The sequence below is a fragment of the Rossellomorea vietnamensis NBRC 101237 genome, from assembly GCF_001591825.1.
In the GTDB taxonomy this organism is placed as follows: Bacteria; Bacillota; Bacilli; order Bacillales; family Bacillaceae_B; genus Rossellomorea; species Rossellomorea vietnamensis.
In genome coordinates, this window is the sequence record NZ_BCVQ01000077.1 from 1 (window position 1) to 12,259 (window position 12,259).

Annotated in this window: 10 protein-coding genes; all 10 read left to right on the forward strand. The window is 44.9% G+C overall.

What is annotated here, in order from left to right:
- Positions 1–203: 203 nt before the first annotated feature.
- Positions 204–680 carry a MaoC family dehydratase gene (locus tag BVI01S_RS21085; protein ID WP_061811468.1) on the forward strand — a complete coding sequence of 159 codons (477 nt, stop codon included), beginning with the start codon at positions 204–206 and terminating at the stop codon, positions 678–680.
- 210 nt (positions 681–890) lie between these two features.
- The gene (locus BVI01S_RS21090) at positions 891–1,607 is read left to right on the forward strand and encodes a response regulator transcription factor (protein WP_061811469.1); all 717 of its coding nucleotides are present in this window, start codon (positions 891–893) and stop codon (positions 1,605–1,607) included.
- Positions 1,604–3,403, forward strand: a complete 1,800-nt coding sequence (gene pnpS / locus BVI01S_RS21095) for a two-component system histidine kinase PnpS (protein WP_061811470.1) — start codon at positions 1,604–1,606, stop codon at positions 3,401–3,403. The genes BVI01S_RS21090 and pnpS overlap by 4 nt, the downstream gene beginning before the upstream one ends.
- A 271-nt stretch (positions 3,404–3,674) precedes the next feature.
- Positions 3,675–4,637: an FtsH protease activity modulator HflK gene (hflK, locus tag BVI01S_RS21100; RefSeq protein WP_061811471.1), complete on the forward strand. Its 963-nt coding sequence runs from the start codon at positions 3,675–3,677 to the stop codon at positions 4,635–4,637.
- Positions 4,630–5,565 (forward strand): protease modulator HflC, encoded by a 936-nt coding sequence (gene hflC, locus BVI01S_RS21105; RefSeq protein ID WP_061811472.1) that lies wholly within the window; start codon positions 4,630–4,632, stop codon positions 5,563–5,565. The genes hflK and hflC overlap by 8 nt, the downstream gene beginning before the upstream one ends.
- 179 nt (positions 5,566–5,744) lie before the next feature.
- Positions 5,745–8,375, forward strand: coding sequence for a DNA polymerase I (gene polA, locus BVI01S_RS21110; protein WP_061811473.1), 2,631 nt, complete (start codon positions 5,745–5,747; stop codon positions 8,373–8,375).
- 24 nt (positions 8,376–8,399) lie between these two features.
- Positions 8,400–9,224, forward strand: a complete 825-nt coding sequence (gene mutM, locus BVI01S_RS21115) for a DNA-formamidopyrimidine glycosylase (protein WP_061811474.1) — start codon at positions 8,400–8,402, stop codon at positions 9,222–9,224.
- Positions 9,225–9,292: 68 nt separating this feature from the next.
- Complete coding sequence (gene ytaF / locus BVI01S_RS21120) at positions 9,293–9,925, forward strand: sporulation membrane protein YtaF (RefSeq protein ID WP_034756989.1); 633 nt, start codon at positions 9,293–9,295, stop codon at positions 9,923–9,925.
- Positions 9,926–9,955: 30 nt separating this feature from the next.
- Positions 9,956–10,561, forward strand: a complete 606-nt coding sequence (gene coaE, locus BVI01S_RS21125; RefSeq protein ID WP_061811475.1) for a dephospho-CoA kinase — start codon at positions 9,956–9,958, stop codon at positions 10,559–10,561.
- 444 nt (positions 10,562–11,005) lie between these two features.
- Positions 11,006–12,034 (forward strand): glyceraldehyde-3-phosphate dehydrogenase, encoded by a 1,029-nt coding sequence (locus BVI01S_RS21130; RefSeq protein ID WP_034756995.1) that lies wholly within the window; start codon positions 11,006–11,008, stop codon positions 12,032–12,034.
- Positions 12,035–12,259: the final 225 nt, after the last annotated feature.

Sequence of the window (12,259 nt, forward strand, 5' to 3'; positions counted from 1 at the left end):
CACCTGCAGCGGAAATCAACCAGCACTCTCTCATCTGTTTTTTCGCCTTCCGTCAACACCAATCAGAAAACGAAATGATCAATCCACGCGTAAAAACTCTTTGTATGGTAACCCTAAAAATGATAAAATACTAATAGACAGACAATAAAAACAATTTTTATTATTTAAAATTGTAATCGTTTACATACTTGGAGGTGCTTCTTATGTTATTAGGGAAAAAGAGAAAACTGGGAAGAAAAATCGAAGAAATGACCGTCGGTGAAAAACTGACCCTCACAGAAAAAATTGAAGACAATGAACTTCTGCTATACCTTGGGCTCACAAATGATGCCAATCCATTATATATCCAGCACGATTATGCGTCACAGACACCTTTTAAAAAGCCAATCGTTCCATCTATCATGCTGACGGGGATCATCACGTCTGCTGTATCCAAATATCTGCCGGGACCGGGCTCCCATATCGTGGAGCAAAACATTGAATTTCCAAAGCCGGTCTATCATTATGCAACGGTTCAATTCCTCTTTGAAGTGACAGAAGTCAATCCACATAACCATCTGGTTACCATCCAGGTATCGGCTACGAACGAGGAAGATGAAAAGGTGATCAACGGAACCATCAAGGTGTGTCCGCCTCATCACCTGGAAAAAATGAATAGTCATGCATTGGAAAACTTCTAATGCCGGGAGGGAGCTATGTCATCATAGCTCTTTTTTTATGCATGAAAATGATAAAGAAAAAGCTTGATGTGCATCCTATCATAAAGGGCAGTAAAAAACTAAAAAGGATTAAATGATGGTAAGCCCGGAGAATTATATTATAATGAAAGTACAATTACATAAACAGTTTGGATGTTGGGGTTAATTTTCTTTGGTATGGAGGCACAACACATGAGCAAAAAAATCTTGGTAGTCGATGATGAACAATCCATTGCAACACTCTTAAAGTACAATCTGGAGCAATCCGGTTATTCAGTGACAACAGCACATGACGGCGCAGAGGGAAGGGATCTTGCGATTGAACAGTCCCCGGACTTGATTGTCCTTGACCTGATGCTTCCGTCCATGGATGGAATCGAGGTATGTAAAGAATTGCGGCAGCGAAAGATCAATATCCCGATTCTGATGTTAACGGCGAAGGATGATGAATTCGATAAAGTCCTTGGTTTGGAGCTTGGTGCAGATGACTATATGACAAAACCGTTCAGCCCCCGTGAAGTGGTTGCGAGGGTGAAGGCGATCCTAAGGCGAAGCCAGGCCATTCGGGAAACGGAACCGGCTGCCGAAGAACCGACTGATTATAAGGAAGTCGGGGAACTAAAAGTATATCCTGAACAATATGAGGCGTATTTCCAAGGAGAATTACTTGAACTGACACCAAAGGAATTCGAGCTTTTATTATATTTGACGGATAACAAAGGAAGGGTCCTTACAAGGGATCAGCTGCTGAGTGCGGTATGGAACTACGACTTTGCCGGAGATACGAGGATCGTGGATGTGCATATCAGCCATCTCCGGGAAAAAATCGAGTCCAATACGAAAAAACCAACCTATATCAAAACGATCCGTGGTCTCGGGTATAAATTGGAGGAGCCTAAAAATCGATGACCAAATTTAGAACAAAGCTCCTATTTGCTCTCATTACGTTGATCATCGCTGTCTTAATAGGGCTTGGTCTGCTTTTGGGCCAGATTTTCAAGAACTTCTATTTGGATACCTTTAACTCCAGGATTCAAAAGGAGACCAGGTTACTGGCAAGCTCCATTGAGGAGAACGGGGCACCGAAAGAAATCGATCCTGAAATGATCAAAGGGTTGAGCGACATATTGGATGTCCGGATCACCGTGCTCGATAAATCCGGGGATGTGGTCCACGATACGGATACGTCAGATTCACTGGTTGGTCCGCAGCAGAAGAAAATCGTACAGGAAATCCAGAAAAATTGGGATGTGAAACAGAAGCATAAAAAACTCGTCACATCTGGAAATGAATATCGGTATTACTGGTATCCATTAAAAAATGCCAACGGTGAAAAGATGGGACTTCTCATTATGAGCGCAGAGGTGGATGCCCTGGAAAGAGGCACTCAACAAATTTGGTTTGTACTGTCCATTTCATTGGGACTTGCCCTGGTTCTCATCATCATTCTTGGCTCGAGGATTACGGTGAGGTATACAAAGCCCATTGAATCAGCGACCAATGTGGCTATGGAACTTGCCAAGGGGAATTACCGTGCCAGGACCTACGAGGACCGGCTGGATGAAACGAGTATGCTCAGCACCTCCATCAATATTCTGGCGAGAAACCTTCAGGAAATGGTGAATTCCCAGGAAATGCAGCAAGACCGCTTAACGACATTGATTGAAAATATGGGGAGCGCTCTTCTATTGATCGATCACCGGGGGTTTGTCGTCTTAACGAACAGGACGTTCAGGGAATTCTTTAACCTGGAGGAGAGCCAACTGAAGAAAGTACGATACCATGAGGTGATTCACTATTCTGAAGTGAATAAGCTTGTGGAAGAAATCTTTATGACGGAGGAGCGATTGAGAAGGCAGATTCTCCTTCCGTACAAGCTTGATCGAAAGCACTATGAAGTGTACGGAGCCCCCATTATCGGCAACAATGACGTATGGAAAGGGATTGTTGTCGTATTCCATGACATCACCGAGCTTAAAAAGCTTGAGCAGATGCGCAAAGATTTTGTGGCGAATGTGTCACACGAACTGAAGACGCCGATCACCTCGATCAAAGGATTCTCAGAAACGCTATTAGACGGGGCTATGGATGATCCTGAAACGCTGAAATCCTTCTTAGACATCATCTTAAAGGAAAGTGACCGGCTGCAGTCCCTCATTCAGGATCTGCTGGAGTTATCTAAAATTGAGAAGCAGGGATTCCAGCTATTCGTAGAGGAAGTGGAAGTGGCAGGGCTGATAGAAGATGTAATCCCGATTTTAAAAGAAAAAGCAAAACCGAAGGACATTTCCCTTCAAGCCGATTTCGAATCAAGGGGAACGGCAGAAGTGGATTCCTACCGGTTAAAACAGGTGTTCATCAACCTGATCAGCAATGCGATCGCATACACTCCGAAAGGCGGAAATGTGTCGGTTACGGTGCAGGACGATCAGGATAAGGTGTATGTGAAAGTGAAGGATAACGGGATGGGAATCAGCCAGGAAGAGCTCCCCCGCATCTTTGAACGGTTTTACCGGGTGGATAAAGCGAGAAGCCGGAATTCAGGTGGAACCGGTTTGGGCTTGGCGATTGTCAAGCATATCATTGAAGCCCATGAAGGTGATATTGAAGTGGAAAGTGAACTTGAAAAAGGAACTATTTTCACTGTCACATTGAATAAACGTGCTTCATCCATCTCTCATGGTGGAAATCAAGGAAAACCTTAGGTGTATTTCACCTTATTTACATTGTTTTTACAATCGCTTTAAATTCAATTAACAATGGGGTGTTACGATACTAAGTGAAACCCCTTCATCCAAGGTGTTACGAAAAGACGAGAACCAACCCCGTTCTCGTCTTTTCGCTTTTTATTTTTGAGAACGCTTTCTGTGTTTATCTTGTCATCTTCCCTTAATATTATTGAAACCTTTTTGTCTTACGTCCGTATATCTTAGTAAGCAGAAAATAAGATATAGAGATGGAAAAGGGAGGGTGCATATGAGCTTGAAGCGTGTTTATACTCTGGCAGGAATGGTACTCGCTGCCATTATCCTGATTGTTGTCCTACTGACATCCTGGTATACCGTCGACGAATCAGAACAGGCATTGGTGTTGACGTTCGGGGATGCAGGCGAACCGGTGGTGGAGCCTGGACTGCATTTCAAGATGCCGTGGCCGGTGCAGTCAGTGGAAGTGCTGTCGAAAGAAACCTTCAGTCTTCAATTTGGATATGAAGAAAAAGACGGGAAAATTAAGGACTTTCCTAAAGAAACAAAAATGATCACGGGGGATGAATACATTGTGCTTGCCGATCTTGTGGTTCAATGGAAAATCACCGATCCTGAGGCCTATTTATTCAACTCGGATAAACCGAAAGAAATCCTGTATGATGCGACTTCTTCTTCACTAAGAAGCATTATCGGAAGCTCATTGATCGATGATGCCTTAACGTCCGGGAAAGCCGAAATCGAGGCAGATGTAAGGGATTTATTGACGGAGTTGATCGATGATTATGATATCGGGATCTCGATTCTTGCGGTGAAGCTGCAGGATGTTGAGCTTCCGAATGCAGAGGTCCGCTCGGCGTTTACGGCGGTCACGGATGCAAGGGAAACGATGAATACGAAAATCAATGAAGCCAAGAAATATCGAAACCAGCGGACCAACGAAGCCAAAGGGGAAAAGGATGCCATCATGTCCCGGGCCAAAGGGGATAAAATCGCACGTGTGGAGCAGGCGCGTGGAGATGTAGCGGTATTTGACAAATTATACAATGAGTACAAAACGAACCCTGAAATTACAAGAAAGCGTCTCGTGCTGGAAACGTTGGAAAATGTCCTGCCGGATGCAGAAATTTATATTATGAAGGATAGTGGAGAAACACTGAAATACTTCCCTATCCGTCAAATGGAGAATCAGAATCCTCCGGCGAAGCAGGAAGGAAGTGATGAGAATGAGTGATCAAAACGTATTTGATATCAATACAAAGAAGAAAGAGCCGATCGAGTGGAAGCGTTATACGAAATTAGGGATCTTTTTCGTGATCCTCATCGCTGTCATCCTTCTCCTCTTCACAAGTCTCTTCATTGTCAAAGAAGGAGAATACAAAGTCGTCCGTCAATTTGGGGAAGTGGTACGGATCGATAAGGAACCGGGTATGAAATATAAGATCCCCTTCATCCAATCCGTCACAACCCTACCGAAGCACCAAATGACCTATGACGTGACAGAAGCAGAGATCAACACCAAAGATAAAAAGCGGATGCTCATCGACAATTATGCCGTGTGGCGCATTGAAGACCCACTTAAGATGATCAAGAATGCCAGAACGGTGATCAATGCCGAGACGAAGATGGAAGAATTCATCTATTCCGTTGTCCGCTCAGAGCTCGGTCGATTGGAGTATGATGAAATCATCAATGATGAGAAGTCTTCAAGGGGAAGCTTGAATGATAAAGTGACAGATAAGGTGAATGAGCTGTTGCAGCGGGATAACTATGGAATCGTCGTTCAGGATGTTCGCATGAAGCGCACCGACCTGCCAGAAGCGAATGAAAACTCCGTCTATACCCGAATGATCTCGGAACGGGACTCCAAAGCACAGGAATACCTGTCCATGGGGGATGCCGAGAAACAACGGGTGACGGCTGAAACCGATCGTGAAGTGAAAGAGCTCCTTGCAAAAGCAGGGGCAGATGCCAATGTGATCCGGGCCGAAGGGGAAGCCGAAGCCGCACAAATTTACAACAAATCCTTCTCGAAGGACCCGAGCTTCTATGACCTCTATAAAACGCTCGAAACGTATAAGAAGACCGTGGATGATAAAACCGTCATCATCTTACCATCCGATTCGCCGTATGCGAGGCTGTTGATGGGGTATACAGAGTAATAGGAAGAGACTCTTTGAAAAATGGAATGATCCATTTTCGAAGAGTTTTTTCTTTTATAAGGAGTGGAATTTCAAGAATCACAGTCCCATTCCATAAATAAGGTCCCCGTTTTTCCTTTCATTCCCCAACATGATAGAATGAATATATAGAAACAGAAGCCTTTACAGGAGGTACTTATATGTCCAAAAAATTAGTCCTGATTGACGGTAACAGTATTGCTTACCGTGCATTCTTTGCCCTACCACTATTAAATAACGACAAGGGTGTACATACAAACGCAGTTTACGGCTTTACCACCATGCTGCAGAAGATACTGGAAGATGAAAAGCCGTCTCATATCCTCGTGGCCTTTGATGCGGGGAAAACGACGTTCCGTCATAAGACATTCACGGAATACAAGGGAGGCAGGCAGAAGACCCCGCCTGAATTGTCCGAGCAATTCCCCTATATCCGGGAGCTGCTGGATGCTTACGGAATCAAACGGTATGAAAAAGAAAACTATGAAGCCGATGATATCATCGGAACTCTCTCCCTGCAGGCAGAGTCCGACGGGTTCGAAGTGAAAGTATACTCCGGGGATAAGGATTTGACCCAGTTGAGTTCCAAAGATACGACGGTGTGCATCACAAGAAAAGGAATCACGGATATCGAGGTGTATACTCCTCAGCACATCAAAGAAAAATGGGAGATCACCCCTGACCGGATCATCGATATGAAAGGCTTGATGGGGGATAGCTCCGATAATATCCCTGGTGTACCCGGTGTCGGTGAGAAAACGGCGATCAAGCTCCTGAAGGAATTCGATTCTCTTGAAAAGCTGCTGGAGTCCATCGACAAAGTGAGCGGAAAGAAACTGAAAGAGAAGCTTGAAGAAAATAAAGACCAGGCGATCATGAGTAAAGAACTGGCCACGATCCTCAGGGAAGCTCCCATTGAAGTCACGGTTGAAGAACTGAATTATGATGGTTGGGATGAAGTGAAACTGAAGGAAGTGTACCGGGACCTTGGCTTCAACTCCCTTCTCGAAAAAATGGGAGAGTCCGCTCAAGAAGAGCCCCAGGAGCTGGATGATATCTCCTTTGAAGTGGTGGAAACCATTACAGACGAGCATCTGTCGACTGAGAGCTCCCTATACATCGAAATGCTTGAAGAGAATTATCATCTTGGTGAAGTCATCGGCATGAGCCTTCATAACGAAAATGGGACGATTTTCTTTACCCTTGAAACGGCATTGAATTCAGAAGCTTTTAAAAAATGGGCAGAAGACGGATCGAAGTCGAAGAACGTTTACAACTCGAAAGAGACCGTCGTTGCCCTGAAGCGACAAGGGATCGACATCAAAGGGATCGGGTTCGATCTGCTGCTTGCTTCTTACATTATCAATCCTTCTGAATCGAGTGAGGACTTCGCCTCAATCGCAAAAGGACATGGTCAGCCATCCATCGAATCAGACGAAGCGGTGTATGGAAAAGGGGCCAAGCAGAAGGTCCCTGCCACTGAAGTATTATCCGAACATCTGGCACGAAAGGCATTCATCCTTCAAGACTTAAAGGAAACATGCATAAAAGAGTTGGAAGAAAATGATCTTTATGAATTATACATGGAGCTGGAATTGCCTCTTGCCCTTATCCTGGCTGAGATGGAATTCACCGGTGTGAAAGTGGATCAGGATCGTTTGATGACCATGAAGGAAGAGCTTGCCCTCCGACTGGAAGAATTGGAAAAGAACATTCATGAACTGGCAGGGGAGAGCTTCAATATCAATTCTCCGAAGCAGCTCGGTGTGATCCTTTTTGAAAAATTGGGTCTGCCGGTTGTGAAGAAAACAAAGACTGGTTACTCCACTTCCGCAGACGTATTGGAAAAGCTTCAGTCCAAGCACGAAATCATTGATCATATCCTGCACTACCGTCAGTTAGGAAAGCTCCAGTCCACTTATCTCGAAGGATTATTGAAGGTCGTTCATAAAGATTCGAGCAAGATCCATACGCGGTTCAACCAGGCCCTCACTCAAACCGGCCGCCTGAGCTCAACGGATCCGAACCTTCAAAACATTCCGATCCGCCTGGAAGAAGGCAGGAAGATTCGTCAGGCGTTCATTCCTTCTGAAAAGGGATGGGTCATGTTCGCTGCCGATTATTCACAGATCGAACTGCGTGTGCTTGCCCATATAGCGGGGGATGAGAAATTGGTGGAAGCCTTCCGTAATGATATGGACATCCATACGAAAACGGCCATGGACGTGTTTGGAGTGGAGAAGGAAGAGGTCACATCCAATATGAGAAGGCATGCGAAAGCCGTTAACTTCGGGATCGTCTATGGAATCAGTGACTACGGACTGTCACAAAGTCTTGATATAACACGAAAAGAAGCAGGGGAATTCATTAAGAAATATTTAGAAAGCTTCCCCGGCGTGAAAGAATATATGGATGATATCGTACAGGATGCGAAACAGAAGGGGTATGTGACGACGCTGATGAACAGACGCCGTTACCTTCCTGAAATTACGAGCCGTAATTTCAATTTGCGGAGCTTTGCGGAACGTACTGCGATGAACACACCAATCCAGGGAAGTGCAGCAGATATCATCAAGAAAGCCATGATCGATATGGCGGCCCGTTTGAAGGAAGAGAAACTTCAAACACGGATGCTCTTGCAGGTGCATGATGAATTGATCTTCGAAGCCCCTGAGGATGAAATCGAAACATTGAAGAAAATTGTTCCTGAAGTGATGGAAAACGCAATGGAGCTCGAGGTTCCATTAAAGGTTGATTACTCGTACGGACAAACATGGTACGACGCGAAGTAGTTTTATTGAGAAGGAGGTGGCACCATGCCAGAGCTGCCTGAAGTAGAAACGGTCAGAAGGACATTGGAGCTCCTTGTATCAGGGAAGAAAATAAAGGACGTCAGTGTCTTTTGGCCAAAAATGATCAAGAATCCACCTGAAACGGATGAATTCATCCATAGCTTGAGAGGCCAGGAAATTAATGAAATGAGAAGAAGAGGGAAGTTCTTGATCTTCTCTTGTGACGATGTTGCCCTCGTTTCTCATTTAAGAATGGAAGGAAAGTATAATCTGGCTGATCATGAGGATCCCATTGAAAAACACACTCATGTCATCTTTCACTTTACGGATGGAACGGAACTCAGATACCGTGATGTCCGGAAGTTTGGGACGATGCATCTCTTTAAAAAGGGGGAAGAACTCCTTCACCTGCCCCTCCTCCAGTTGGGGCCGGAGCCGTTTCTGTCGGAGTTTACCCCAGACTATCTGGCTGAAAAGCTCGGGAGGACGGAGAGGATCGTGAAGGCCACCTTATTGGATCAAACGGTGTTGGTGGGCCTCGGAAACATCTATGTGGATGAAGCCCTATTCCGTGCAGGGATTCATCCCGACCGGAAATCAAAGTCCCTGTCACGGGAAGAAATTGAACGTCTCCACAGTGAAATCATCCACACGTTGACAGAAGCGGTGGAAATGGGTGGCAGCACAATCCGGTCTTACGTGAATTCCCAGGGACAGATGGGGATGTTCCAACAGAACCTGTATGTTTACAGCAGGAAAGAAGAGCCGTGCCGGAACTGCGGTACAACGATCGAGAAGAAAGTGTCGGCTGGGCGGGGGACCCATTACTGCCCCCGCTGCCAGCAGTAAAAAGAACGTTTAACATTTGATAAGCCCTTACCATATAGTATTGTAATGATTTTCGGGAGGGCTATTAGATGAGTGAAACAATCTCCTTATTACTGCTGGCGTTCGCTGTAAGTCTCGATAGTTTTAGCACCGGTTTAACTTATGGATTGCGAAAAGTGAAAATCCCTACAAAATCAATCAGCATCATATCGATCTGTTCAGCGAGCTCTTTATTGCTGGCGATGTTACTCGGTCAAACCATCGGGTCCATCATCACCCCGGTCTGGGCGGGAAGAATCGGCGGAATGATCCTTGTCGTGATCGGCGCTGCCGTTCTCTACCAGTTCTTCAGACCAGAAAAAGAGACGGTACTGTCACATGAAAAAACATTGATCAATTTTGAAATTAAATCCATAGGTTTAGTGATTCAAATATTAAGAAGACCGCTCACGGCGGACTTTGATAAATCGGGTACGATTACCGGAATCGAGGCATTCATGCTTGGGATCGCCTTGTCACTGGATGCCTTCGGTGCCGGGATCGGTGCCGCGTTATTACATTTCTCGCCACTACTACTAACCCTGGCGATTTTTGCGATGAGCTTCGCGTTCTTATTTTCCGGATTGAAGATGGGGGAATTCTTCTCTCACCTGCGCTGGATTCACCGCGTTTCATTCCTTCCGGGTGTTCTGCTCATCCTGATCGGGATCCTGAGGTTCTAGTGACCGGCGAGTATTGGAAAGGACACGATCATGGCACGTATTATAGGATTAACAGGTGGAATTGCAAGTGGTAAAAGTACAATCTCCACCATGTTACAAGAAAAAGGATATACCATAATCGACGCAGACCTCGCAGCCCGTATGGTGGTCGAGGTGGGGCAGCCTGCCTATCTGGCGATTGTCGAAGAATTTGGTGAAGGCATCCTTCACGAAAACGATTCGGCCATCAACCGCGAAAAACTCGGTGGAATCATTTTTAACTCTGAAGAAAAAAGAAAAATGCTGAACAGCATCGTGCACCCTGCCGTCAGAAGCATGATGCTCCAGCATAAAGACGAAGCCATCGCGTCCGGCAAGAACACCATATTCATGGATATTCCCTTGCTATTCGAAAGCGACCTCACGTGGATGGTCGAACGCACCCTAGTCATTTACGTAAACGAAGAAACACAATTGTCACGCTTAATGGAACGCAATCACTTAAACCGTCAAGACGCACAAGCACGGATCGCATCCCAATTCCCACTCAAGGACAAAGTCAACCTTGCCGACGCAGTCATCGATAACAACGGAACCCTGCATGACACAAAAGAACAACTAGAAGCTCTATTAACAGAATGGGACCTACAACCATAACAACACAAACGACCGACAAGAAACCCTTGTCGGTTTTTTATGTTGTCTAAGAGTAACATTTGGTGGATTGATCTGACATTTACTATTCGTATTATCATAATACCCATGTTGAGTGTAGCGGAAGGTTGCTCGACTCCGACGGGAAAAGCTGGACAGATGAGACCCCGCAGGCGAAGCCGAGGAGGCTCATCGCCAGCCCCGCGGAAAGCGAGCAACCTGGAGCGGAACTCAACCAGCATATGCTCCGAGAGAATGTGTGAATAAAACCTTCAAATCAAGTATGATTCCAAACCACAAAAATATACATACAATAAGCCTATTTGTCAGAATAATAAAACATTAAAAATCCGCAAAATACTTATTAACTAATTCTCCAAATATGTTATACTATTTTTAGCAAATAAACATATAAGTATAACATTAATATAGAGGGGAGCCGGATTTATGAAGGCGAAAATTGCAATCAATGGTTTTGGACGTATTGGAAGAATGGTTTTCAGAAAAGCAATATTAGAGGAAAACTTAGAGGTTGTAGCCATTAACGCAAGCTACCCTGCTGAAACGTTAGCTCATTTAATAAAGTATGACACAAATCATGGGACATTCCAGGCAGATGTAGTGGTGGAAGATCATGCACTCATCGTCAACGGAAAACGTGTTTTACTATTAAGCAATCGTGATCCTAAAGCATTACCATGGAATGAACTGAACATCGATATCGTCATCGAAGCGACGGGAAAATTCAATTCAAAAGACAAAGCGAGCCTTCACTTGGAAGCAGGAGCGAAAAAAGTCATCCTGACGGCCCCGGGTAAAAATGAAGACGTTACCATTGTGATGGGTGTAAATGAAAGCGCATTAAATATAGAAGAACACAGTGTCATCTCCAATGCTTCCTGCACGACGAACTGTCTGGCTCCTGTAGCGAAAGTGCTGGATGAGCAGTTCGGAATTGAAAACGGTCTCATGACGACGGTTCACGCCTACACGAATGATCAAAAGAATATCGACAATCCACATAAAGATCTAAGAAGAGCTAGAGCATGCGGCCAATCGATCATCCCGACGACAACGGGTGCTGCGAAAGCATTATCATTAGTGCTTCCTCAACTAAACGGGAAGCTTCACGGCATGGCGCTGCGTGTACCGACCCCGAATGTTTCATTAGTGGACCTGGTCGTGGATGTGAAAAGGGACGTAACCGTTGATGAAATCAACGAAGCATTCGTCACAGCCTCCCTTGGTTCCCTGCACGGAGTCTTGGAATATACAACAGAACCACTCGTCTCAATCGATTTTAATACAAACCCACATTCAGCCATCATCGACGGCTTGTCCACAATGGTCATGGGCAGTCGTAAAGTGAAAGTCCTTGCCTGGTACGACAACGAATGGGGCTACTCATGCCGCGTCGTCGACCTGGCCAAATTCGTCGCCACCAAAATGAACGCCAAACAAGAAGTCAACGTTTGAAAGAACCAACATAAATCATAAAGCAAAAACCCTAGAACGTACCTTTTTCAGGTGCGTTCTTTTCTTTTATTAATTTATTACTCTTTTTATAAATGGGTAAACGAAAGTTCTCTAAAAGTGTATGAATTTAGTTGCTACCATGAAAAGTCTTTTTAGACAAATTGTTCTTTCAAAAAACTATGTGTTTACGCGTTTAACTAAAGTAGTACCACAGAGTGGATTGTA

Excerpts from the sequence above, each read along its gene's own strand:
- coaE (WP_061811475.1), top strand. The coding sequence starts at position 9,956 with ATGGCACGTATTATAGGATTAACAGGTGGAATTGCAAGTGGTAAAAGT.
- ytaF (WP_034756989.1), top strand. The coding sequence starts at position 9,293 with ATGAGTGAAACAATCTCCTTATTACTGCTGGCGTTCGCTGTAAGTCTC.
- mutM (WP_061811474.1), top strand. The coding sequence starts at position 8,400 with ATGCCAGAGCTGCCTGAAGTAGAAACGGTCAGAAGGACATTGGAGCTC.
- polA (WP_061811473.1), top strand. The coding sequence starts at position 5,745 with ATGTCCAAAAAATTAGTCCTGATTGACGGTAACAGTATTGCTTACCGT.
- BVI01S_RS21130 (WP_034756995.1), top strand. The coding sequence starts at position 11,006 with ATGAAGGCGAAAATTGCAATCAATGGTTTTGGACGTATTGGAAGAATG.
- BVI01S_RS21085 (WP_061811468.1), top strand. The coding sequence starts at position 204 with ATGTTATTAGGGAAAAAGAGAAAACTGGGAAGAAAAATCGAAGAAATG.
- pnpS (WP_061811470.1), top strand. The coding sequence starts at position 1,604 with ATGACCAAATTTAGAACAAAGCTCCTATTTGCTCTCATTACGTTGATC.
- hflK (WP_061811471.1), top strand. The coding sequence starts at position 3,675 with ATGAGCTTGAAGCGTGTTTATACTCTGGCAGGAATGGTACTCGCTGCC.
- BVI01S_RS21090 (WP_061811469.1), top strand. The coding sequence starts at position 891 with ATGAGCAAAAAAATCTTGGTAGTCGATGATGAACAATCCATTGCAACA.
- hflC (WP_061811472.1), top strand. The coding sequence starts at position 4,630 with ATGAGTGATCAAAACGTATTTGATATCAATACAAAGAAGAAAGAGCCG.